Origin of the sequence: Tenebrionibacter intestinalis, from assembly GCF_016632365.1 — a bacterium.
Classification (GTDB): Bacteria; Pseudomonadota; Gammaproteobacteria; order Enterobacterales; family Enterobacteriaceae; genus Tenebrionibacter; species Tenebrionibacter intestinalis.
In genome coordinates this window covers 1-24,104 of the sequence record NZ_JAEPBH010000050.1, presented here as the reverse complement: position 1 = coordinate 24,104, position 24,104 = coordinate 1, and the positions used below count along the sequence as shown (strand labels likewise).

The 24,104-nt window shown below is 53.7% G+C and carries 21 protein-coding genes and 1 riboswitch; of the genes, 6 read left to right on the top strand and 15 right to left on the bottom strand.

Going from position 1 to position 24,104, the window contains the following annotated elements:
• Positions 1–90: 90 nt before the first annotated feature.
• Entirely contained in the window at positions 91–942 is an 852-nt protein-coding gene (gene murI, locus JJB97_RS15585; RefSeq protein ID WP_238714946.1) for a glutamate racemase, read from the bottom strand.
• Positions 887–2,728 (bottom strand): TonB-dependent vitamin B12 receptor BtuB, encoded by a 1,842-nt coding sequence (gene btuB / locus JJB97_RS15580; protein ID WP_238714944.1) that lies wholly within the window; start codon positions 2,726–2,728, stop codon positions 887–889. Before btuB ends, murI begins: the two co-directional genes overlap by 56 nt.
• Before the next feature lie 63 nt (positions 2,729–2,791).
• A riboswitch (cobalamin riboswitch) is annotated at positions 2,792–2,967 on the bottom strand.
• 116 nt (positions 2,968–3,083) lie between these two features.
• Between btuB and trmA the strand changes: the two genes are divergently transcribed.
• Positions 3,084–4,187: a tRNA (uridine(54)-C5)-methyltransferase TrmA gene (gene trmA / locus JJB97_RS15575; RefSeq protein WP_238714942.1), complete on the top strand. Its 1,104-nt coding sequence runs from the start codon at positions 3,084–3,086 to the stop codon at positions 4,185–4,187.
• A gap of 185 nt (positions 4,188–4,372) precedes the next feature.
• Here trmA and JJB97_RS15570 read toward each other — a convergent pair whose 3' ends face one another.
• Together JJB97_RS15570 and fabR are read right to left on the bottom strand one after the other, a co-directional pair.
• Complete coding sequence (locus JJB97_RS15570) at positions 4,373–4,726, bottom strand: YijD family membrane protein (RefSeq protein WP_238714941.1); 354 nt, start codon at positions 4,724–4,726, stop codon at positions 4,373–4,375.
• Entirely contained in the window at positions 4,726–5,379 is a 654-nt protein-coding gene (fabR, locus tag JJB97_RS15565; RefSeq protein WP_238714940.1) for an HTH-type transcriptional repressor FabR, read from the bottom strand. The genes JJB97_RS15570 and fabR overlap by 1 nt, the downstream gene beginning before the upstream one ends.
• A 196-nt stretch (positions 5,380–5,575) precedes the next feature.
• Between fabR and sthA the strand changes: the two genes are divergently transcribed.
• Entirely contained in the window at positions 5,576–6,976 is a 1,401-nt protein-coding gene (gene sthA / locus JJB97_RS15560; protein ID WP_238714939.1) for a Si-specific NAD(P)(+) transhydrogenase, read from the top strand.
• Here sthA and oxyR read toward each other — a convergent pair.
• The 5 genes from oxyR to argC form a co-directional block, all read right to left on the bottom strand.
• The gene (gene oxyR, locus JJB97_RS15555) at positions 6,959–7,876 is read right to left on the bottom strand and encodes a DNA-binding transcriptional regulator OxyR (protein ID WP_238714938.1); all 918 of its coding nucleotides are present in this window, start codon (positions 7,874–7,876) and stop codon (positions 6,959–6,961) included. The two genes, sthA and oxyR, sit on opposite strands and share 18 nt — an antisense overlap.
• Positions 7,877–8,226: 350 nt before the next feature.
• Entirely contained in the window at positions 8,227–9,600 is a 1,374-nt protein-coding gene (gene argH, locus JJB97_RS15550; RefSeq protein WP_238714937.1) for an argininosuccinate lyase, read from the bottom strand.
• A gap of 81 nt (positions 9,601–9,681) precedes the next feature.
• Positions 9,682–10,899 carry an argininosuccinate synthase gene (locus JJB97_RS15545; protein WP_238714936.1) on the bottom strand — a complete coding sequence of 406 codons (1,218 nt, stop codon included), beginning with the start codon at positions 10,897–10,899 and terminating at the stop codon, positions 9,682–9,684.
• Between the two features lie 25 nt (positions 10,900–10,924).
• Positions 10,925–11,698: an acetylglutamate kinase gene (gene argB / locus JJB97_RS15540; RefSeq protein ID WP_238714935.1), complete on the bottom strand. Its 774-nt coding sequence runs from the start codon at positions 11,696–11,698 to the stop codon at positions 10,925–10,927.
• Between the two features lie 15 nt (positions 11,699–11,713).
• Positions 11,714–12,718: an N-acetyl-gamma-glutamyl-phosphate reductase gene (gene argC, locus JJB97_RS15535; protein ID WP_238714934.1), complete on the bottom strand. Its 1,005-nt coding sequence runs from the start codon at positions 12,716–12,718 to the stop codon at positions 11,714–11,716.
• A gap of 181 nt (positions 12,719–12,899) precedes the next feature.
• Between argC and argE the strand changes: the two genes are divergently transcribed.
• Both argE and ppc read left to right on the top strand, forming a co-directional pair.
• The gene (argE, locus tag JJB97_RS15530) at positions 12,900–14,051 is read left to right on the top strand and encodes an acetylornithine deacetylase (protein WP_238714933.1); all 1,152 of its coding nucleotides are present in this window, start codon (positions 12,900–12,902) and stop codon (positions 14,049–14,051) included.
• A gap of 220 nt (positions 14,052–14,271) precedes the next feature.
• Complete coding sequence (gene ppc / locus JJB97_RS15525) at positions 14,272–16,923, top strand: phosphoenolpyruvate carboxylase (protein WP_238714932.1); 2,652 nt, start codon at positions 14,272–14,274, stop codon at positions 16,921–16,923.
• Between the two features lie 111 nt (positions 16,924–17,034).
• Here the strand turns inward: ppc and tpiA are convergent, their stop codons facing one another.
• Entirely contained in the window at positions 17,035–17,802 is a 768-nt protein-coding gene (gene tpiA, locus JJB97_RS15520; protein WP_238714931.1) for a triose-phosphate isomerase, read from the bottom strand.
• Positions 17,803–17,904: 102 nt separating this feature from the next.
• Positions 17,905–18,498 (bottom strand): DUF1454 family protein, encoded by a 594-nt coding sequence (locus JJB97_RS15515; RefSeq protein ID WP_238714930.1) that lies wholly within the window; start codon positions 18,496–18,498, stop codon positions 17,905–17,907.
• A 112-nt stretch (positions 18,499–18,610) separates the two neighbouring features.
• Here JJB97_RS15515 and JJB97_RS15510 point away from each other — a divergent pair, with 112 nt between their 5' ends.
• Entirely contained in the window at positions 18,611–19,054 is a 444-nt protein-coding gene (locus JJB97_RS15510; RefSeq protein WP_238714929.1) for a DUF805 domain-containing protein, read from the top strand.
• Here JJB97_RS15510 and fpr read toward each other — a convergent pair.
• The 4 genes from fpr to JJB97_RS15490 all read right to left on the bottom strand — a co-directional run bounded on the left by fpr (position 19,032) and on the right by JJB97_RS15490 (position 23,345).
• Positions 19,032–19,778 (bottom strand): ferredoxin--NADP(+) reductase, encoded by a 747-nt coding sequence (gene fpr, locus JJB97_RS15505; RefSeq protein ID WP_238714928.1) that lies wholly within the window; start codon positions 19,776–19,778, stop codon positions 19,032–19,034. The two genes, JJB97_RS15510 and fpr, sit on opposite strands and share 23 nt — an antisense overlap.
• Before the next feature lie 68 nt (positions 19,779–19,846).
• Positions 19,847–20,857: a class II fructose-bisphosphatase gene (gene glpX / locus JJB97_RS15500; RefSeq protein ID WP_238714927.1), complete on the bottom strand. Its 1,011-nt coding sequence runs from the start codon at positions 20,855–20,857 to the stop codon at positions 19,847–19,849.
• Between the two features lie 105 nt (positions 20,858–20,962).
• A complete protein-coding gene (glpK, locus tag JJB97_RS15495) occupies positions 20,963–22,477 on the bottom strand; it encodes a glycerol kinase GlpK (RefSeq protein ID WP_238714926.1) in 1,515 nt (504 codons plus the stop codon).
• 19 nt (positions 22,478–22,496) lie between these two features.
• Positions 22,497–23,345 (bottom strand): MIP/aquaporin family protein, encoded by an 849-nt coding sequence (locus JJB97_RS15490; RefSeq protein ID WP_238714925.1) that lies wholly within the window; start codon positions 23,343–23,345, stop codon positions 22,497–22,499.
• Positions 23,346–23,783: 438 nt separating this feature from the next.
• On the opposite strand from JJB97_RS15490, the gene zapB reads away from it, so the two are divergent.
• The gene (gene zapB, locus JJB97_RS15485; protein ID WP_238714924.1) at positions 23,784–24,026 is read left to right on the top strand and encodes a septal ring assembly protein ZapB; all 243 of its coding nucleotides are present in this window, start codon (positions 23,784–23,786) and stop codon (positions 24,024–24,026) included.
• Positions 24,027–24,104: the final 78 nt, after the last annotated feature.

The following is a 24,104-nucleotide window of genomic DNA, read 5'->3' as shown; positions in this document are numbered from 1 at the left end:
GTGGTGGCGCATTATAGGGACTATTCCCGTGCTGGCAAGTACTGATTCCGAAAAAATTAACTGACCGTTTCTTTTTTGCACAAAAGGATTTTAGATATCGATTTTAACCAATGCCTTAAAGCCATAGCGCTGCAAAACAGGTAGTAATTGTGTGGTTTCGTGGGTAAGCGCTAAGCAACAAGCAAAATTCTCTTCACTCGATAATCTTTGCGGTGCTTCATTTTCAAGTAGCCATGCCGTTCTGCGCGCAATCGCCGCCCCGGAATCCACTAAGCGAGTTCCCGACGGCAAAACCTGCATTAATTCATCGGTAAGTAAAGGAAAATGTGTACAGCCAAGTACTACCGTATCCGGTGGTTCCGGCATTCGCAGCCACGGGCGAAGAATTTTACGTAATTCATCGAGCGAGACCTCCGCACCATGTAATTTTGCTTCTGCCAGCACAACCAACTCGGCAGACCCCAGCATTTCAATACGGCATTCGGTCGCAAAGCGGGCTATCAGCTCATGGGTATAGGGGCGGCGCACCGTACCACGCGTGGCAAGCAGCCCAACAACGCCATTTGCCGTCAACCGTGCCGCTGGCTTGATGGCAGGTACAACGCCCACCACGGGAAAATCAAATTTTTCACGCAACGCTGGCAGAGTAACTGTACTGGCCGTATTGCAGGCTACAATCGCCATCGCCAGCGGATGCCGTTGATGTACAGCGCTAACAATGTCTACTACGCGCTTAACGATAATCTCTTCGCTTTTTTCGCCGTAAGGGAAAGCCACATTATCAAACGCATAGATATAGTGAAGTTCGGGCAGGAGGCGACGAACTTCGTCATAGATGGAAAGCCCACCAACACCGGAATCAAATACCAGCACAGTGGGCCTTGCATCAGAAGGTGTAGCTGCCAGACAAGGTGTATTCCCGTCCTGCAGTTTGGTAGCCATAAACTGTCTCGTAATCTTTATCGAACACGTTGGCTACTTTACCACGAACGGTGAGATGTGAGGTGACAGGATACGAAAGCGTGATATCCCAAAGACTAACGCCACCCAGCTTCTCGGTGCGATAGGTACTGAAATTGGTGTCATAACGGCAGCCCAGGTAGTAATAAGTCAGACTCCAGTCCAAATCTTTTATCTGCCAGTCGAGCTGATATTTTACCTGTTGTTTGGCCCGTCGGGCAAGCGGCTGGTCAGTTATGCCGTTGCGGGCATCAACGTAGTCATAACTGATAGTGTGCGCCAGCGGACCTGTATCGAAAGAAGCCGTTGCCTCAACGCCCTTCACACGTGCCTTACCGATATTGTAATAGCGCTGAAGATGGCTATCGTAATCAATCAGATTATCGATATCATTACGATAGCCTGATACGCGCCAGGCCACACCCGCGCTGGCACCTTCAAACGCCCCTTCCCATTGTTTGCTTTCTTCCGGTTTAAGCCGCCTGTTCCCGTAAATACCATAAAGCTGGCCAAGATTAGGCGCTTTAAACGCCGTACCGTAGGAGACGATAAAGCGATACCCGTCGATAAACTCCCACGCGGCGCTGCCCTGCCAGGTTTCGTGCTGACCAAACTGAGAATTATCATCACTGCGGGCGGCGCCTTCCAGAATAAAGTCGCCCAGCTTTTGCAGCCCGGTTAAATATATGCCCGTATTATGTAAATGATAGCCATCAGCCACATAGTTGGTATTTGGCTCAGTGCGTTGCTTTTGCCAGTCGATACCTGCGCCAAGGTTACCCTGGCCGATATCCACTGAGTTTGTCCATTGTAGATTGTATTGTTTGATTTCATCCAGCGTCGCCATAGCGTCATAACGCCCTTTATGCGGGTCATAGTTATAGTCCTTTGAGTGACTGTAACTGGAAAATAGCTGCGAGTGGAAAATGCCGTTATTAAATCGCATCCCCCCATTCCATGCCTGGCTGTAAAGCTGACGGGTATCCACCACCACGCCCGGCGTCCAGGCGCTGTAGTAAGCATCATAATCGGTACGGTTGTCATAACCGTAGCCACGCACAAATCCGCTCCACCGCTCAGAGAAGCTGTGCTCAAGCGCGCCATAGAGCGTTTTATTCATGAACCCATCACGATCGGGTTGCTGTAAACCGCCGTTATTGCCCTGCGCGACTACATCAAACCCGTGGGTATAGGTATAATCGGCTCCCAGCGTGACGCGCGTATTGTTACCCAAAGCCTGCTGCGTACTGGCGCCATAGTTCTGATAGCCATGCGATCCCACACCTGCATTCAGCGTTGTACCGTCTTTGTCACGCACGGTAATAATATTCACTACACCGCCGATAGCATCGGAACCATAAACAGCAGAACGCGGCCCACGAATATATTCAATGCGCTGCACCAGTGAGACCGGAAACTGGCTTAAATCCGACGACCCGCTAACAACCGCCTGATTAAGGCGAACGCCGTCAATCAAAATTAACACATGGCTGGAATTTGTTCCCCGCACGAACAGCGTGGAAAACTGGCCAATGCCGCCATTTTGCGACACATTTACGCCAGGTAGTCGCCGTATTACGTCAATGACGGACGTTGACTGCCAGCGCTCGATATCCTGGCGCGTCACGACACTTACCGGAGCAAGGACAGTATTCACGGGTTGTTGAAAGCGGTTTGCTGTAACTACAACTGAATCTACGCTATCCTGCGTCCAGCCTGAAAACGCCGTGACGGAAAGCGCCGTCAGCAGCGAAACTTTTTTAATCATTATTAAAGCATCCACATAATAGAAAGGCTGCCGCAGGCTTCATCCATAGCATGCGATGAAGCCTGTTGCGACGTGTCACCGGCAGGTCTTCGGGTCTGGAGACGATACGGATGAACACCTCCCACGTTGTAAGCCGTGTTTACTCATCCCGCCACATTTTCCTTACCGCTGCGCGCCAGCTCCAGAATGACGCTGGATACCCTTTTCACTCACGGGAAGACCGGTGTGCGCATGCTACAGCCTGTGGGATATAGATGTCCAGACTTCCACTGACGGTATAAACGGCAATCGGTACTGGACATCGCGGCGCTATTCCCTACAATCGCCCGCGTAATTTCATCACCTGGAGCGAGCAATGACGCCCGAAAATCTGCCGACCGAACGGTACGATACGCAACTGGCCGAGAAAGTCGTCCGCCTGCAAAGCATGATAGCGCCCTTCTCTTCGCAGGTTCCGGAAGTGTTTCGTTCTCCCCCCATTCACTACCGTATGCGGGCAGAATTCCGCCTGTGGCACGACGGCGACGACCTGTATCACATCATTTTCGATCAGCAGACGCGCCAGCGTATTCGCGTAGACACTTTCCCGGCAGCCAGCGCGCTGATTAACCAATTGATGAGCGAAATACTGGCCGGCATTCGCGATAACCCTACGCTGCGTAAAAAATTATTTCAGATTGATTATCTGACGACGCAAAGCAACCAGGCCGTTGTCTCGCTACTTTATCATCGCGCGCTTGACGATGCCTGGAAGGCGCAGGCGGCATCGCTACGCGACACACTACGGGCAAGAGGTTTTAACCTGCATTTGATAGGCCGCGCGTCCAGAACCAAAATTGAACTGGACCAGGATTATATTGACGAGCGGCTTCTGGTTGCAGGACGGGAGATGATATACCGGCAGGTAGAAAACAGCTTTACTCAACCTAACGCTGCGATGAACGTTCAAATGCTGGAATGGGCCATTGATGTTACTAATGGTTTCCAGGGCGATCTGCTGGAACTGTACTGCGGCAATGGTAATTTTTCGCTGGCGCTGGCACGTAACTTTCGCCGCGTGTTGGCCACAGAAATAGCCAAGCCGTCTGTCGCTGCCGCGCAATATAATATCGCCGCTAATCGTATTGATAATGTACAAATTATTCGTATGTCAGCCGAAGAGTTTACTCAGGCGATGAATGGCGTACGGGAATTTAACCGCCTGAAAGGCATTTCGCTGAAAGACTATGAGTGTGAAACCATTTTCGTCGATCCGCCGCGCAGCGGGCTGGATGCCGAAACGGTGAAAATGGTGCAGGGTTATGAGCACATTGTTTACATCTCCTGCAATCCTGAAACGCTATGTAAAAATCTGGAAACGCTGACACAAACCCATCATGTGGAGCGACTGGCGTTATTTGACCAGTTTCCGTATACCCACCATATGGAATGTGGCGTTCTGCTGACGCGCAAAAAATAATAACTCAGCGCGTGGCTCGACGGCGCCGGTTATCGCACAGACGCCTGCCTGAAGTTAGTCCGTAACATTTACAAACGCTTCAAATCGCCACAGGAAGGCTTTTTGCAAGCGGATAATGCGGGAAAGAAGCTGGCGATTTTTCTGCACCCTTCCCGCAAACTGGCTCAGCGCCGCCGGTTTTATATTTAAGCAGACGTCTGTTGCGAACGGATTTTATAGCCAATCCAGAACACCATAATCACCGACAACACCGATGGCAGGAAGTTAGAACCTATCTCTGGATATTCAACGCGAATGACAGCGCTATAAGCTAACAGCCCCAGCACAAAGCAAGCGGCGGCAATGCCGGGTAAACCCTGTGGCATGGTGCGAGACTGATAGCGCTGATGCAAACACCAGACCGCCAGCGCCAGAGAAATAATCGGAAATATAGAAAAAGGAACGACCGAGCTAAACAGCGCGCCAAATGTACCGTTAATGGACAGACCGGCAATCAGCGCCAGCAGCAGTGTTCCTTTTTCCTGAACAGTTTCTTTCATTATTCTTCCTTTTTATTGACTGAATTAAGCGCTATCGCCATTTTTTCCTGTTCACGGCGGTACCAGTAGTAGGCGCCTTTCGAAATCATGCGCAACTGCAATACCAGCCTTTCTTCAAGCTGCTGGCGTTGTTCGACGGTTACATCCAACGCCTCAGCGCCGGCGTTAAAAACAATGGTCACCATCGCCTCAGCCTGCGCCTCCGTGAAACTACGCGGCATATGATTTTCGAGTTCTAAATAGTCAGTAAGTTCAGCAATAAAATGCTGGATTTCACGCGCTACGGCGGCACGAAACGCAGCAGACGTCCCGGAGCGTTCCCGCAGCAGCAAACGAAATGCATTCGGATTATTGCCTATAAATTCCATGAATGTGGAGACGGAAGTGCGTATCACACTGCCCCCCTTCGCGATACGCTGACGCGCCTGGCGCATAAGCTGACGCAGCATCAGGCCGCTTTCATCCACCATCGTCAGACCCAGCTCATCTACATCGCGAAAATGTCGATAGAATGACGTTGGCGCAATACCCGCTTCACGGGCAACTTCGCGCAAACTCAGGCTGGCGAAGCTGCGTTCAGCGCTTAACTGACTGAACGCGGCCTCGACTAACGACCGCCGCGTTCGCTCTTTTTGTTGTGCTCTAACACCCATCACAATGCCTGAATTCGTCCTCTTTTGCTGCACTATAGCAGAGAATAAAAGTACCCAGGTCATTAAGGTTTGTGAATGATTGTTTACGCACGCACAGAGGCGGCAGAAAGAAAAACGCACAATTAGAATTGGGCCGTTTACGCAAAAATGTTAGCATTGTGTTGCTTTTATGTGTAATAAACAGGTAATTCCTGCCATGTCTCATTCTTACGATTACGATGCAATAGTCATAGGCTCCGGCCCGGGCGGCGAAGGCGCTGCGATGGGGCTGGTAAAACAGGGGGCCAGGGTAGCTGTGATTGAGCGCTACCATAACGTAGGCGGCGGCTGTACCCACTGGGGCACCATCCCATCAAAAGCGCTCCGCCACGCCGTTAGCCGTATTATCGAATTTAATCAGAACCCGTTATACAGTGATCATACCCGTCTTCTGCGCTCCTCCTTCGCCGACATACTCCGCCACGCCGACAGCGTTATCAGCCAGCAAACTAACATGCGCCAGGGGTTTTATGAGCGCAACCGCTGTGAGCTTGTGCAGGGCGATGCACGGTTTATTGATGAACACACCGTTGAGTTAAAGTGCCATGACGGCAGTACAGAGACGCTAAGCGCAGAGAAATTCGTTATCGCCAGTGGTTCTCGTCCTTATCATCCGGCAGATGTCGATTTTCACCACCCGCGTATTTACGACAGCGACTCCATACTCAGCCTGCACCATGAACCACAGCACGTCATTATCTACGGCGCAGGGGTTATTGGCTGCGAATACGCCTCTATTTTTCGCGGTATGAATGTCAAAGTCGATCTCATTAATACCCGCGATCGTCTGCTGGCGTTTCTCGATCAGGAAATGTCAGACTCGCTGTCATATCATTTCTGGAACAGCGGCGTGGTTATTCGCCATAACGAAGAATACGAACAAATAGAAGGCACAGCCGATGGCGTTGTCGTCCATATGAAATCGGGCAAGAAAGTTAAAGCCGACTGCCTGCTCTACGCCAACGGACGTACCGGCAATACCGACGCACTGGAACTTGACGGCATTGGGCTTGACGTGGACAGCCGCGGCCTGCTTAAAGTGAACAGTATGTATCAGACCGCCATACCTCATATATGGGCCGTGGGCGATGTGATTGGCTATCCAAGCCTTGCTTCTGCCGCTTACGACCAGGGTCGTATCGCCGCGCAGGCGATGATTAAAGGTGAAGCTTCCGCGCACCTGGTTGAGGATATTCCCACCGGAATTTATACCATTCCTGAAATCAGCTCTGTGGGCAAAACGGAACAGCAACTGACGGCCATGAAAGTGCCTTATGAAGTGGGCCGGGCGCAATTTAAGCATCTGGCGCGTGCGCAGATTGTCGGCATGAACGTGGGTACGCTGAAAATCCTGTTCCATCGCGAAACGAAAGAGATTTTGGGTATTCACTGCTTTGGTGAGCGTGCGGCCGAAATTATTCATATCGGCCAGGCAATAATGGAGCAAAAAGGCGGCGGTAATACTATTGAATACTTCGTTAACACCACCTTCAATTACCCGACAATGGCGGAAGCCTATCGGGTCGCAGCGCTAAACGGTTTAAACCGCCTTTTTTAACGAACGTTCGAAATGGCCATCCATCTGAGCGTGGATGGCCTCTGCAAGTTGCTCATAACGACTACGCAGCGGCGAGCCAGGGCGATAGATAAGCCCAACCGTACGCCGCGGTTCCGGCTTATAACAGGGTAGATATATCACGCCATCACGGCATCGCTCCGGCGGTACCGATAGCGCGGGCAGCAGTGTAATGCCGCTGCCCGCAGCCACCATATTACGCAGCGTTTCCAGGCTGGTTGCCCTGAAGTGCGTGTCCTCATCGGCGCCCGCCTCAAAACAAAACCCCAACGCCTGATCCCGCAGGCAATGTCCATCCTCCAGCATAAGCAACTTTTCACCGGCAAGATCGGACATTGGCACCCGATCGCGATCCGCCCACGGATGATTGTTATAAATAGCAAGCAACATAGGCTCATCGAACAGCGGCACTTCGATAAACGCTTCGCTTTCTTTCACCAAAGCCAGAATGGCGCAATCCAGCTTGCCGCTATCAAGCTGCGCCAGCAATTGATGGGTTTGCGCTTCATGCAGATACATTTCCAGTTTGGGGAAAGCCTGATGCAACATTGGAATAATATGCGGCAGCAGATACGGGCCAACGGTTGGGATCAGGCCAATATGCAGAGGGCCAGACATACTTTCGCCCTGTTGGCTCGCCATTTCCTTCAGCACTTTTACTTCACGCAGCACAGTACGGGCTTGATCAACAAGCAGCAGCCCTGCCTGGGTAAAAAGCACTTTGCGGCTGGTGCGTTCAAGCAACATAACGCCCAACTCATCTTCCAGTTTACGAATTTGACCGCTAAGGGTTGGCTGACTAACATGGCATGCATCCGCTGCACGACGAAAATGACGATGCTCGGCAAGCGCTACCAGGTATTCAAGGTCACGAATATTCATTACTCATCCTCCGCCGCCATGATAGCCCATGGCGATAGATAGCATAGCAACCAGCGATTATCCCTATCAAGCTTTGTAATAAATAATAAGCGTCAACAGAGCGCTATATCACAGTCACCTCATATAAAACGCCTCTGCAGAGAAGATCTCTGGACTGACTGAAACCCGGCGCAACTTACCAGAATACCCGTTCTGGCAAGTACCGCCGCATTAAGCCAACGTGAACGTCTGCGGACACAGGAGTGTGTCCGCTTTTTTTCGTGTTTTGCTCAGCTCCGCTACAGGCTGGACTGAAAAGCAAAAAAGCCGGCCCGGGAGAGGCCAGCGTTTATTAAACGGAAAAAGATATATTAATCCAGTCGCTTGTGCGCATCCTCAATAGCCTGCGCAACCTGCGGCCCTGAAACGCCCCCTTTTGCGCAGCGCTTTTCAAGGCAGGACGCCAGCGACAACACTGGGTAAACGTCTTCAGCGATAACCTGGCTGAACTTTTGCAATTGCGCCAGCGTCAGGCCTTCCAGTGGTTTTGCCTGGCCAATGGCCTCCACCACAGCTTCACCCACAATATGATGCGCTTCGCGAAATGGAATGCCTTTTGCCACCAGGTAATCCGCCAACTCGGTCGCATTAGCGTACCCCTGTTGCGCCGCTTCCTGACAACGCTGGCGACGAACCTGGATGCCATCAAGCGCCAGCGCCGCCATATGCAGACAGTCAAGCCAGGTATCGAGCGCGTCAAATAACCCCTCCTTGTCTTCCTGCATATCTTTGTTGTACGCCAGCGGCAGACCTTTTAACGTCATCATCATACCGGTCATCGCTCCCTGTACGCGCCCGCACTTGCCGCGAATCAGCTCCAGCGCATCCGGATTTTTCTTCTGCGGCATTAACGATGAACCAGACGTCACACGCTCGGAGAGTTCAACAAATCCGGCCTCGCCAGAGTTGAAAAAAATCAGGTCTTCGGCAAAGCGTGACAAGTGCACCATACCGATAGCCGCGCCACAAAGCAGTTCCAGCACATGGTCGCGATCGGAAACGCTGTCCAGGCTGTTACGGGTTGCTGACGCAAAGCCGAGCCAGCCTGCCAGTTGATCACGATCGATGTTATAGGCCGTGCCTGCCAGCGCGCCGCTGCCCAGTGGGCTGACATCCAGACGCTTAACGGCATCCTGTAGCCGGCTTTCATCACGCGCCAACATTTCAACGTAGGCCATACACCAGTGCGCGAAGGTTACCGGCTGCGCGCGCTGCAAATGAGTATAGCCCGGCATGACTGCATCCTGGTTCGCCTGGGCGGTAGCCACCAGCGCCCGTTGCAAATCATGAATAGCGACCAAAAGAAGCTCGGCCTGCTCTTTGCACCATAGCTTAAGATCGGTGGCGACCTGGTCATTACGACTACGCCCGGTATGCAGTTTCTTACCCAGCGGCCCCACCTTCTCAATAAGTTTACTTTCCACCCAGCTATGAATATCTTCAGCATCACTTTCCAGAATCTGCTGCGGATTCGCCTGCACTTCTTTTAATAACGCATTGAGCGCGCTTTCCAGCCGCTGCTGCTCGTCTGCGCTGAGCACACCCACGGTCACCAGCGCTTTAGACCAGGCGACAGAACCGACGATATCCTGCGCGGCCAGGCGATAATCAAAACGCAAAGAATCATTAAACTGCTTGAACCGCTGGTCCGCCGCCTGTGTAAAGCGCCCACCCCAAAGTGCCATAGTCATGCTCCATTTCATCTGAATCTGTTACCCGGCAAGCCCGGGCAATCGCCCGGGCCTGGCCGCACAAAACTAATCTGATTAATGCTTCTTCTCATTCAGCGCGCGGATACGCGACGACAGCGAAAACAGGCGGATAAAGCCGCCGGCATGGCTGTGATCGTACACCTCGTCTTCACCAAAGGTGGCGAACGCTTCGTTATACAGGCTGTTCGGCGATTTTTTCTGGATGGCGGTGACGCGGCCTTTATACAGTTCCAGCACGACTTCACCGTTCACATCCCGCGCCAGCGATTCTGCAGCCGCCTGCAAAGACTGGCGCAGCGGCGCAAACCAGCGGCCATCGTAAACAACGTAAGACATTTCCAGACCTACCTGCTCACGCCATTTGTAGCTGTCGCGATCCAGAACAAGTTGCTCAACGCCGCGCAGCGCGGCCATCATGATTGTGCCGCCCGGGGTTTCATAACAGCCGCGGGATTTAATGCCCACCAGACGATTTTCCACAATATCCACCCGGCCAACGCCGTGCTTCGCACCTATCTGGTTTAGCTTTTCCAGACATTTAAACGGGCTAAGCGCTTCGCCGTTCACCGCAACAACCTTGCCCTGCTCCACTTTTACAGTCACCAGCTCAGCCTGATCCGGCGCATCTTTCGCGCAGACAGTCCAGACCCAGCAGTCTTTGTTCGCTGCATTCCACGGGCTTTCCAACACGCCGCCTTCGGTAGAGATGTGCCAGGCATTCTCATCACGGCTATAAATTTTTTCCAGCGAAGCCGTAGTCGGAATATCGCGCTCTTTCAGATAATCCAGCAGCGCTTCACGGGAGCGCAGATCCCACTCACGCCACGGCGCGATGACTTTCAGCTCAGGCGCCAGGGCCGCCCATGCGGACTCGAAACGCACCTGGTCGTTGCCTTTGCCGGTTGCGCCATGACATAAAGCGTCTGCGCCCACTTTTTTCGCCACATCCACCAGCGCTTTGGCAATCAGCGGACGAGCCATAGACGTACCCAACAAGTAGCTGCCTTCATACAGAGCGCCCGTCTGCAATACCGGATACACATAATCACTGATGAACTCTTCACGCGCGTCCACAACGTAACAATCAACCGCGCCAGAGCGTAGCGCTTTTTGCTCAACGCCCTTCAGATCATCGCGATCCTGGCCGATATCCACAACACAAGCGACAACTTCGCAGCCTTCATAATTTTCTTTAAGCCACGGAATAATGGCCGAGGTGTCCAGACCGCCGGAATAGGCAAGCACCACTTTTTTGATACCGTGATTTTTCATTGTTTTTTCCTTTAGAGACTTTGAATTACGCCATAATCCGGGTGCCGATCGGCACGCCGTTAAACAGAGAGGGAAGCTGTTCTGCATAGCGCCACGAAGCAATATCAACCGGGCGCCCCAGCGTACGCGCCGCATCCAGCGCAGCATTCACTTTCACTATCATACCGTCCGTGATAATACCCTGAGATATCAAATCACCGGCATGGCTTGCCGTCATTTCAGCAATACGCTGACCTTTGCCATCCAGAATGCCGCTTACATCAGACAACAAAATAAGATCCGCGCCCAGCGTCGCCGCCAGCGCCGTGGCGGCCTGGTCGGCGTTTACGTTCATCAACCGACCATCGGCGGTGATACCTATGGAGCTAACCACCGGTAAAAAGCCCGCGTTAAGCAATCCGGTCAGTAGCGCCGGCGAACCAGGCTCGGCCTTACCTACGTGGCCCAGCGCTTCATCCAACTGGCTGACCATCACGCTGTCGCCATCGCCGAGGCACAACCCCACCGCACAGATAGCATGGCGCTTCGCCCAGGCTAACAGCGTTTTATTCGCCGTACCAGCCAGCGCGCCGGTAATAATGTCAATTTGATCGGCTGGCGTAACCCGCAGTCCGTTTTGCTTTACTACCGGCAGGCAGAGCTTCTTCATCATTTCATCAACCAGGCAACCGCCGCCGTGTACAATGAGCAGCGGGCGCTGATGCGCCTGGCGATAAGCCGCCAGCGCGCCGAACAGGCGCTCCAGCGCCTCTTCACTGTCCAGTAATACGCCGCCTAACTTAATAATTAACGGATTCATTCTCGTACCTGTCAGTTAAATAAGGGATTCAGTTTCGTGGAAACCAAAACGCAGGTTGGCGCACTGCACCGCCTGGGCCGCGGCGCCTTTTAGCAGGTTATCTTCCGCAGCGACCATAATCAGATGCTCGTCCTGCACGGCAAAGCCGATATCGCAATACGGCAGGCCCACCACATTTTTTAGCGCCGGCACGCCTTTTTCGTACAGGCGCACCAGCGGTTTATCGGCATAGGCTTCACTAAACGCTTGCGCAACCTGCGTCTGCGACACGCCAGGCTTCAGGCGACAGGTAATCGTTTCCAGTATGCCGCGTGCGAAATTGCCCAGATGTGGCGTGAAAATGACCTCTGTACCAAGATGCGCAGAGATTTCAGGCTGGTGGCGATGAGTGAATATTCCGTAGGGTTGCAGGCTCACTTCACAAAAGCTGTTGGAGAGCGCCGCTTTGCGCCCGGCCCCGCTGACACCGCTGATGGCATTGATCACCGGCCATTGCTCTGGCGTCAGAAGCGAATTATCAATCAACGGCTTGAGGGCCAGTTGCGCCGCTGTGGGATAACATCCCGGCACCGCGACCAGCTTCGCTTCTTTTAGCTTCGCGCTTTGCCATTCCGCCAGGCCATACACCGCCTGCTCCAGCAGTGCCGGATGCTGATGGGTAAAACCATAGTAAGTATGGTAAAACGCTGTATCATTAACTCGGTAAGCCCCGGAAAGATCGAACACGACACAACCCGCCTGTAAAAAAAGCGGCGCCAGATCGTGGCTAACTTCATGCGCGGTCGCTAGAAATACCACATCGGCAGCGGCTGCGAATTCACTGACCTCAAGCAATGGCTGCAGCGGCAGATCGACTCGCCCTTTCAACTGCGGATGCAAATCGGAAATTAACTTGCCAGCATCTGTGCTTTGCGCGGAAACGGCCAAAGCGGTTATGTTCATACAAGGATGACGATGGATATAGTTTGCAAGCTCTGCGCCGGTATACCCACTGGCGCCAACAATCAGCGTTTTTAACATTGGGGCGAAGCCTTCTTAACGTCATTAATGCCCGGGCCGGCTTTACCGGTTTACCTGTGAAGTGGTGCCGCACACAGAGCCTGATACAGGTTCTTAGGGTTCCTTTACGTCGAGCGATAATGTATTTTTATTCATTATTACTGCATGATTATTTATCATTGAGACCTGAGGCCTGTCAACAGTGAAGTCAAAAATACCGCCGTTTATAGAAATTTACCGTGAGCTGATCGCCACCCCTTCGGTTAGCGCCACCGAAGCTGCGTTGGATCAAAGCAATGCCGCACTTATTGCTCTGCTGGCCGGCTGGTTCAAAGATTTGGGGTTTAATGTCGAAGTACAGCCTGTACCGGGCACGCGCAAAAAGCTTAACCTGCTGGCCCGCGCCGGTAGCGGCACGGGCGGCCTGCTGCTGGCAGGCCATACCGATACCGTTCCATTTGACGATGGCCGCTGGACACGCGACCCGTTCACACTCACCGAGCATGACAACAAACTGTATGGGCTGGGCGCCGCCGATATGAAAGGGTTCTTCGCATTTATTCTCGATGCCTTGCGCGATATCGACGTGGCTACGCTGAAAAGACCGCTGTATATCCTCGCTACCGCCGATGAAGAAACGACAATGGCAGGCGCCCGCTATTTTGCTAAAAGCGCCACGATCCGCCCCGATTGCGCTATCATTGGCGAACCGACGTCGCTCCAGCCCGTACGCGCGCACAAAGGCCATATATCCAACGCTGTGCGCATACTTGGCCAGTCCGGCCACTCCAGCGATCCGGCACGCGGGGTTAACGCCATTGAACTGATGCATGCCGCCATCGGCCATATCCTGACGCTGCGCGATAGCCTGAAAGCGCGCTATCGCTTTGATGCCTTCACCGTGCCCTATCCCACGCTTAACCTTGGCGCTATTCACGGCGGCGACGCCTCCAATCGCATTTGCGCATGTTGTGAAATGCATATGGATATCCGCCCGCTGCCGGGCATGACGCTTAGCGAGCTCGACGGATTGCTCAATGAAGCGCTCGCTCCGGTAAGTGAACGCTGGCCGGGCCGGCTTACAGTATCAGAGCTGCACCCGCCCATCCCCGGCTATGAATGCCCGCCAGATAACGAACTGGTTCAGGTGGTGGAAAATCTGCTCGGCGTCCAGACCGAAGTGGTGAATTACTGCACGGAAGCGCCGTTTATTCAAAACATATGCCCAACGCTGGTACTCGGCCCCGGTTCCATTAACCAGGCCCATCAGCCAGATGAATATCTCGAAACCCGCTTCATTAAGCCCACGCGAGAGCTTATTCACCAGGTTGTTCGCCATTTCTGCTGGCATTAACACCCGGTTCGCCCTTCATATAGTGAAGGGCGAAATAGCAGCAGCGTCCCAGCCTATAAGCAAAATTAATCTGCTGCGTTATGAGTTAAATTTCTCATATTTCCCGCAGTTACACGATTGCTGAACCGATTTCGCGGCATTTGACGAACGCGTGGTTACGTGGCTTTATAAAGAGAAATGCTGTGCCGTAAGGCAAGCCTGGCAAAAAATCTGGGGACATATGAACGAACAATATTCCGCTTTGCGAAGCAATGTCAGTATGCTCGGTAAACTACTCGGGGATACTATCCGGGGCGCGCTTGGGGACAATATCCTCGATCGCGTCGAAACCATACGTAAGTTATCCAAAGCATCCCGCTCCGGTGACGAAGCCAGCCGCAAGGCGCTGCTTACCACGCTGCAAAATCTGTCAAATGACGAACTTTTGCCCGTTGCCCGCGCATTCAGCCAGTTTCTGAATCTGGCGAATACCGCCGAACAATTTCACAGCATTTCCGCCAACGGCGAAGCCGCCAGCAACCCGGAAGTCATAGCCGTAACGCTGCGGAAATTAAAATCTCAGCCGGAACTGAGCGATGACGCCATCCGGCGCGCCGTTGAATCACTGTCGCTGGAGCTGGTGCTGACTGCGCACCCGACAGAAATCACGCGCCGCACGCTTATTCACAAAATGGTAGAAGTAAATAACTGCCTGAAGCAGCTTGATCATAAAGACCTGGCTGACTATGAACGCAACCAGATTATGCGCCGCCTGCGCCAGCTAATCGCGCAGTCCTGGCATACTGATGAGATCCGCAAGCACCGCCCCTCCCCGGTTGACGAAGCAAAATGGGGCTTTGCCGTCGTTGAAAACAGCCTCTGGGAGGGCGTACCAAACTATCTGCGCGAGCTAAATGAACAGCTTGAAGAGCATTTCCACTATCGCCTGCCGGTAGATTTTGTCCCGGTGCGCTTCACCTCCTGGATGGGGGGTGACCGCGACGGCAACCCGAACGTTACCGCCGACATCACACGCCACGTATTGTTACTGGGCCGCTGGAAGGCCACCGATTTATTCCTGAAAGATGTGCAGGTACTGGTTTCCGAACTCTCGATGGCTGACTGTACCGACGAACTGCGCGCGCTGGCGGGCGAAGAAGGGAAGCAGGAACCGTATCGCTACATTATGAAGAAATTACGCGCCCAGCTCATAGCGACACAGGCATGGCTGGAAGCGCGTCTCAAAGGTCAGGCGCTACCCAAGCCCCAGGGGCTGCTAACGCACAACGATCAGCTCTGGGAACCGCTTTATGCCTGCTATAAATCGCTGGTGGCCTGCGGAATGGGTATTATCGCCAATGGCGATCTGCTGGATACGCTGCGCCGCGTGAAATGCTTTGGCGTACCGCTGGTGCGTATTGATATCCGCCAGGAGAGCACGCGCCACAGCGAAGCGCTGGGCGAACTCACCCGCTATCTGGGTATCGGCGATTATGAAAGCTGGTCTGAAGCCGACAAGCAGGCATTTCTGATCCGCGAACTCAACTCCAAACGCCCGCTGTTGCCGCGCGCCTGGGAGCCGAGCGACGAAACCCGCGAAGTGCTTGATACCTGCCGGGTCATCGCCAAAGCGCCGCAGGGCTCCGTCGCCGCCTACGTTATTTCAATGGCGAAAACGCCATCCGATGTGCTGGCCGTGCATCTGCTGCTTAAAGAGGCGGGCATCAGTTTTGCGCTACCGGTCGCACCACTATTTGAAACGCTGGACGATCTCAATAACGCCAACGACGTCATGTCGCAACTGCTGAACATTGACTGGTATCGCGGCTTTATCCAGGGCAGGCAGATGGTCATGATCGGTTACTCCGATTCTGCTAAAGACGCGGGCGTCATGGCGGCTTCCTGGGCGCAATACCAGGCGCAGGATGCGCTGATTAAAACCTGCGAAAAAGCCGGTATCGCGCTGACATTGTTCCACGGTCGCGGCGGTTCTATCGGCCGTGGCGGAGCGCCGGCCCACGCAGCGCTGCTATCGCAACCGCCCGGCAGCCTGAAAGGCGGGCTGCGCGTCACCGAGCAGGGAGAAATGATCCGCTTTAAATACGGCTTGCCGGAAATTACTATCAGCAGCCTGTCGCTGTATACCGGCGCAATACTTGAAGCTAACCTGCTGCCGCCGCCGGAACCTGAACAGGCGTGGCGCGATATTATGGATGAACTATCCACGCTGTCATGCAACATGTACCGCAGTTATGTGCGTGAAAATAAAAATTTTGTGCCCTATTTCCGCTCCGCCACGCCTGAGGTCGAACTGGGCAAACTGCCGCTCGGCTCACGCCCGGCCAAGCGCCGTCCAACCGGCGGCGTGGAATCCCTGCGCGCTATACCGTGGATTTTCGCCTGGACCCAGAACCGTCTGATGCTGCCCGCCTGGCTTGGCGCCGGCGCTGCGCTGCAAAAGGTCGTCGATGACGGCAAACAGGGCGAGCTGGAAGCCATGTGTCGCGACTGGCCGTTCTTCTCCACTCGCCTGGGAATGCTGGAGATGGTATTTGCTAAAACAGACCTGTGGCTGGCTGAATATTATGATCAGCGCCTGGTGGCGCCGGAGCTATGGGGGCTGGGCAAAGAGTTGCGTAAACAGCTAGCAGCGGATATTAAACTGGTGCTGACGACCGCAAATGACGCGCATCTGATGGCGGACCTGCCGTGGATTGCAGAATCTATCATGCTGCGTAACATCTATACGGATCCGCTCAACGTGCTTCAGGCAGAGCTGCTGCATCGCTCTCGCCAGGCCGAAGAGAGAGGCGAAGAGCCGGACGCGCGGGTAGAGCAAGCGCTAATGGTCACTATCGCAGGGGTTGCCGCCGGTATGCGCAACACCGGTTAACCCCCATTAAAAAAGCTCCGCCCTCTCGATGCCATACCGATTGTTTAAGGCCTGGAGGGCGTTGCGTTCATCTTGCGCGCGCAGAAAAACAGGGCTTTCAGCGTAGCCCGGTTATGCGTTTTTAGCTTGCGCGGCGGCTTTGATAATGGCGGCGAAAGCGTCAGCCTTCAGCGATGCGCCACCCACCAGCGCGCCATCGATATCTGGCTGGCCGAATAGCTCTGCCGCATTGCCGGCGTTTACGGAACCGCCGTACTGAATGACGACCTGCTCGGCTATTTTCGCATCGGCTTTAGCAATGTGATCGCGGATAAATTTGTGAACGGCCTGCGCCTGGGCAGGCGTAGCTGATTTGCCCGTGCCGATAGCCCAGACTGGCTCATAGGCAATAACCGCGCCTTCAAAAGCGGCTGCGCCCTGCGTTTTCAGCACGGCGTCGATCTGGCGAGCGCAAACTTCTTCGGTTTTGCCGGCTTCGTTTTCTGCTTCAGTTTCACCAATGCACAGAACCGGCGTCAGGCCCTGCTCTTTGAGGATGGCGAATTTCTTTGCGATCAGTTCATCAGATTCTTTGTGATAGGTACGACGCTCGGAGTGTCCGATGATGATGTACTGCGCGCCAATATCTTTAAGCATTTCTGCGGATGTTTCGCCGGTGAATGCGCCGGAAAGGTTCACATCGACATTCTGGGCCCCCAGGGCGATGTGGCTGCCGGCAGCGGCTTGCTTTGCCAGATCGAGGTAAACTTCCGGCGGTGCGATCGCCACCCCGCAGCCGCTGAAGCCAGCCAGCTCTTTGCGCAGGTTAGTGAGCAGTTCGTTAACCATGTGGCGGCTACCGTTGAGTTTCCAGTTACCCATCACTAAAGGATGTCGCATTTTCATTCTCCCGCAGAAAAGTGATAAAAATAACGCTGCCACAGAGCAGCACAAGCAGAGAAACAGTATAGAGATTATGCGCCTGAAAGGCTTTGCTTTTTATCATTGATTGTCTTTAAGTGTTTCAGAAAGCGCCAGCTTAATCGGTTCAACCGCGAGCGTTAGACCATTTTCGCCGTTATCTGCCACTACATAACGTACGGCGCCTTCGCTGCGGGCATAGTAGCCTTGCTTTTTCCCGGCGCTGAGTAATTTTCCCAGGTTTAGCTGGCTTTGCGCTACGGTTAACCCAGGCGTAAACGCGCGAATCAGAGCGGCCATATAGCTTTTCGCTTTCTCCTGCGCGGCCTTCTGTCCCGGTCCCTGAATGGGCAGCCAGGTGATTTGAATGCTTTTAATCTTCAGCGTTCCGCGCTCCAGCGCTGTGGATGCATAAAGGTTTTCATTAATTTTGGTGGCCGCGCGCGTGAGGTTTGCCGTCGCGCCGGATGACGAGATAGCCCGAAATTCTTTTAGCGCCAGAAGAGGGTTAGCCTTATTAAATTTCTCCCGAAACTGCGTGATTGTCAGTTCAAAAGTAGGCGCGCCGGGCAACAAATAAGGGGCGATTGGCGATTCTGGCGAGGAAACAGGCGCCGCGCGGCTTGACGTAATGAAAAGCGCAGGCAGTACAAAGATATAAATCCAGACATTCATTGTTATGTTCTCATCAGGTGTTACGTGAGCGATTAAAACGATATCGCCTTAACTTGTCAAAACCTGCGCCTGTCGGGGTAAACTACCTCCACGAAAAGATAAGGATAACCTCATGACCATACAGCAGTGGCTGTTTTCTGTTAAGGGGCGCCTGGGGCGCCGCGACTTCTGGATTTGGATCGGACTATGGCTGTGCGCGATGGCGCTGCTGTTTAGCCTGGCCGGTAGCGATACGCTTAGCCTGCAAACCGCTTCTTTTATCCTGGTCTGTCTGCTGTGGCCCACGGCGGCGGTAGTCGTAAAGCGGTTACACGATCGTGGGAAATCTGGCGCCTGGGCGCTGCTGTTGGTACTGGCCTGGATGCTGCCGGCAGTCAACTGGAATATGTTGCCCGGCGTGTGGCAGTGGGCGGTTGGTCAACTATTGCCAACGATTATCATGGTCATGATGTTGCTGGACCTGGGCGCATTTGTCGGCACCCAGGGGCAAAACAAATATGGCAAAACCACGGCTGAAGTAAGGTTTCGCCAGTTTACCAATAATGTTCAGCAGTAATATGACCGGGGCGACGGCGTAAATGTTTAGACATCTCTCGGCTGTCTTTCAGTAATTGCGTGGTGTCGCGTACCATCTGCGGGTTGCCGCACAGCATCACGTGGCTATTCTGCGCCGTCATGGTTAGCCCCACAGCCTCTTCCAGCTCTCCGTTGGCAATTAGCGCCGGTATTCGTCCATATAGCGAACCGGCGACCTGCTCGCGGCTGGCTACAGTCTGAATACGCAGCTTGCCCTGATAACGTTCCTGAAGTTCCAACATTAATGGCAAATAACTGAAATCATGCGTATAGCGTGCGGCATGCACCAGCACAATATTTTCGAAGCGCGCCAGCCCTTCGCCCTGCTGAAGTATGGACAGATAAGGGCCTATGGCGGTACCCGTCGCCAGCATCCACAGGGTCTGGCAGTCGGGGACCTCTTCAAGCACAAAAAAACCGGCGGCTTCGCGCACGACCATAACCTCGTCACCGGGCTGCATGGCATGAAGGCGTGGGCTGAGCTTACCTTCCGGCACATTCACCAGATAAAACTCCAGTTCGCTGTTCCCGGGCGCATTAACGTAGGAGTAGGCGCGCTGGATGCGTTCGCCGTCGATTTCCAGTCCAAGCTTGGTGAACTGGCCTGCGGTGAACGGCGCCGCGTCCGCGTTGACGATAAGACTGAACAACGCATCGGTCCAGTGTTGAACCCGGATAACTTTACCGCTGACCCAATCAGCCATAGTTAACTCCTGAAGTAACGTATATTTAATTTGCCCCTCGTCCCGCCACTGGCGAACAAAAGGCGATGCTACAGGATATGCTGCTGAACGTTGGCATCTTTACGATCCAGATAGTGTATCGATTTGATGCGGCGAATAGTGCGGGATTTGCCACGGATAAGCAGCGTTTCCGTGGTGGCGATATTGCCTTTACGGCTGATGCCGTCCAGCAGGTCGCCTTTGGTAATGCCGGTGGCGGAAAAGATAACGTTATCACTACGCGCCATATCATCCAGCTTTAACACCATTCCCGCGGCGATCCCCATCTCTGCGCAACGCGCCAGTTCCTGTAAACCAATGCGGCGGTTTTCTTCGCTGTCGCCTTTTACTTCGTGCCGGGGCAACAGACGCCCCTGCATATCGCCATCCATAGCGCGAATGACCGCAGCGGATACAACCCCTTCCGGCGCGCCGCCGATGCCGTAGAGCACATCAACTTCGCTGTCGGGCATGCAGGTCAGGATAGAAGCCGCAACATCCCCGTCCGGAATGGCGAATACACGTACGCCAAGCTGCTGAAGTTTTGCAATCACCGCGTCGTGTCTTGGTTTAGCCAGTATTGTAACGGTCAGTTCGCCCAGCGATTTTCCCAGGGATGCCGCGATACGTTGCAGGTTTTCCTCCAATGGCTGGTTGAGATTAAGACAGCCTTTGGCGCCCGGCCCGACTATCAACTTTTCCATATACATATCCGGCGCGTTCAGAAAGCAACCGCGATCGCCGACGGCCATAACCGCCAGCGCGTTCGCCTGGCCCATCGCGGTCATACGCGTGCCTTCGATAGGATCGACGGCAATATCCACTGCATCGCCAAGGCCAGTACCGACCTGCTCGCCAATGTAAAGCATGGGAGCCTCATCGATTTCGCCTTCGCCGATAACTATCTGGCCGTTGATGTTTATCTGATTGAGCACAATACGCATGGCATTAACCGCTGCGCCGTCTGCGGTATTTTTATCGCCCCGACCCAGCCATTTATAACCTGCCAGCGCGGCAGCCTCGGTTACGCGTGAAAATTCAATCGCAAGTTCTCGTCTCATTGTTATTCCCATCGGCAAAATAAATTGCGGGGGATTTTAACACAGAGGGGACGAAGTAACGGGCCGCGTTGCCCGGCCCGTGGGGAATAAAGCGCGGCGTACCGATTAGCGGGCGCTGTGATCTTCCCAGTCCAGCGAGCGCTTCACCGCTTTTTTCCAGCCTTCATAGCGGTAATTACGCTCCACGGTTTCAATACTGGGGCGGAATTCGCGCTCAACGACCGCCTTTTCTTTCAGTTCATCAAGGTCTTGCCAGTAGCCCACCGCAAGGCCCGCCAGCCAGGCGGCGCCCAGCGCCGTAACTTCGCGCACTTCGGGCCGCTCAACGCGCGTACCGAGAATGTCGGCCTGGAACTGCATCAAAAAGTTATTAGCGACCGCGCCGCCGTCTACGCGCAGCGCATGCAGACGTACGCCAGCGTCAGCCTGCATAGCTTCCAGTACATCGCGGGTTTGATAAGCGATGGCTTCCAGCGTGGCGCGGATAATGTGGTTAGCGTTAACGCCGCGCGTCAGACCGAGAATAGCGCCACGGGCATAGGGATCCCAGTAAGGTGCGCCAAGACCTGTAAACGCAGGTACAACATACACGCCATTGGTATTATTTACCTTTGAAGCAAAGTATTCGGAATCAGCGGCATCGTTGATGAGTTTCATCTCATCACGCAACCACTGAATGGAGGCGCCTCCCATAAACACCGCGCCTTCAAGCGCATAGTTCACTTCACCCTTCGGGCCGCAGGCGATAGTAGTCAGCAGGCCGTGGCTGGAACGTACCGCCTGCTCGCCGGTATTCATCAACATAAAACAGCCTGTGCCATAGGTATTTTTTGCCATACCCTGCTTCACACATAGCTGGCCGAACAGCGCAGCCTGCTGATCGCCTGCAATCCCGGCGATGGGAATACGGGTGCCGCCCTTACCGCCGATATTGGTCTGGCCGTATACTTCGGACGATTTTCGCACCTGCGGCAGCATGGCGCGCGGAATATCCAGCGCTTCCAGCATACGATCGTCCCATTCAAGTTCGTGAATGTTGAACAGCATAGTACGCGAAGCGTTGGTGTAATCGGTAATGTGTACGCGCCCCTGGGTCATTTTCCAGATAAGCCAGGTATCAACAGTGCCGAACAGCAGCTCGCCGCGGCGCGCGCGTTCGCGCGCGCCCTCCACATGGTCGAGAATCCACTTCACTTTAGTCCCGGAAAAATAGGGATCAATGACCAGGCCCGTGCTGTGGCGTACATACTCTTCCATGCCGTCGCGCTTGAGTTGGTCACAGATTTCTGCGGTGCGTCGACACTGCCAGACGATGGCGTTATAAATCGGCTTACCCGTTTCACGTTCCCAGACAATGGTTGTTTCACGCTGATTAGTGATGCCGATAGCGGCAATCTGATCGGAGCGGATATCTGCCTTGGCCAGCGCTTCTACCAGCGTGGCGCTCTGGGAAGCCCAGATTTCCATTGGATCGTGCTCCACCCAGCCTGCTTTTGGGTAAATTTGTTGGAATTCACGCTGTGCAACGCTAACGATGTTAGCATCATGATCCATGACAACAGCGCGCGAACTGGTGGTTCCCTGATCAAGGGCGACAATATATTTCGTTTCGGTAGTCATAATATATTCCTGAATTCTGTTACAGCGTTGCTTTGCGTTGCGCGCCTGTCGCAGGGTTATTATCCCGGGCGGCGGGCGCTGCGCTATCGGGCAGGTATGGGCTTATCAATTTACGGTAGCTAAAGCCGCCAAGTACGGCGCCGCACAGTGGGCCAATCAGCGGAACAAAGAAATAGGGGATATCCTTACCGCCGGTGAAGGCCACATTGCCCCAACCTGCCAGCCAGGCGAATGTTTTCGGACCGAGATCGCGCGCCGGGTTCATTGCAAACCCCGTCAGCGGCCCCATTGATGCGCCAATTACGGCAATCAGCAGGCCAACCAACAGCGGCGCCAGTGCGCCGCGCGGCAGGCCGTTACCGTCGTCGTTAAGCGCCATAATCACGCCCATCAGGATGGCGGTAATGACTAACTCCACGGCAAAAGCTTGTATAAAATTAATATGCGGATTTGGATAGGTAGAAAATATAGCTGCTAAATCAAGGCTTTCCATACTACCGCGCACCATTTGATGCGTCTGCTCGTAATCGAAAAAAAGGTTGTAATAAAGCCCGTAAACTAATGCGGCAGCGCAAAACGCGCCAGCAAACTGAGAAACGGCATATGGCAGAACTTTACGCCCATCAAATCCGCCAAAAAGCCATAGTGCGACGGTGACCGCCGGATTAAGGTGCGCTCCCGAAACGCCAGCGGTGAGATAAATAGCCATTGCCACGCCCAGCCCCCAGATAATGCTGATTTCCCATTGCCCGAAGGTGGCGCCGGCCACTTTCATCGCCGCAACGCATCCCACACCGAAGAAAATTAGTAGGCCTGCGCCGAGAAATTCCGCAATGCACTGGCCTTTTAAGGTTGATGTCTGGCTCATAATCAGGGTCCTGAAGGCAAATTAGCAAATAAGTGTTGATGACTTCATTTCTGTGGATCGTCATGCCTCCCGGCACAATGTTAATTTATCGTTAACGAACGGGAACGAGAAATTACGAAATCAAAAGTTGCGTGTCGCGTCATAAAAATGCGCGCTTTCGCGCCATTAAAGTGGATAAAACGCGCGTTTTGTCGGCGCAGCGCGTATGGCGGATATGTTGGCATGTCGGCCCCGACAGACAACATTGCACAATTGTTGAAAATTGTCGTAAACCGCAAACAGCGTGGCGTGCCGCTGGACAGCGGAAGTTACGCTCCATACAATCGAACACATACGTAGTAGCGCGCGTACAATCTAAGGCGTTGCTGGTTGTTCTTGATGAACAGTGCCCCGTAATGAAGGGTATCTGCGCCTTGCAATTTCAGGAGAGGTAGGACGATGTCATTTGAAGTGTTTGAAAAACTGGAAGCTAAAGTGCAACAGGCGATTGATACTATCACACTGTTGCAGATGGAAATCGAAGAACTGAAAGAGAAGAATGGCAGCCTGATGCAGGAAGTTCAGCAGGCGCAGGGCGGCCACGAAGCGCTGGAGCGTGAAAACGCGCAGTTGCGGGAACAGCACAACGTCTGGCAGGATCGTCTGCAGGCGCTGCTGGGTAAAATGGACGAAGTGAACTAATTTCGCATCGTGATAATAAAGGCGCCGCCAGGCGCCTTTATACCGCGGACAGACCCCATCCTGTCGCAGACAGGATAG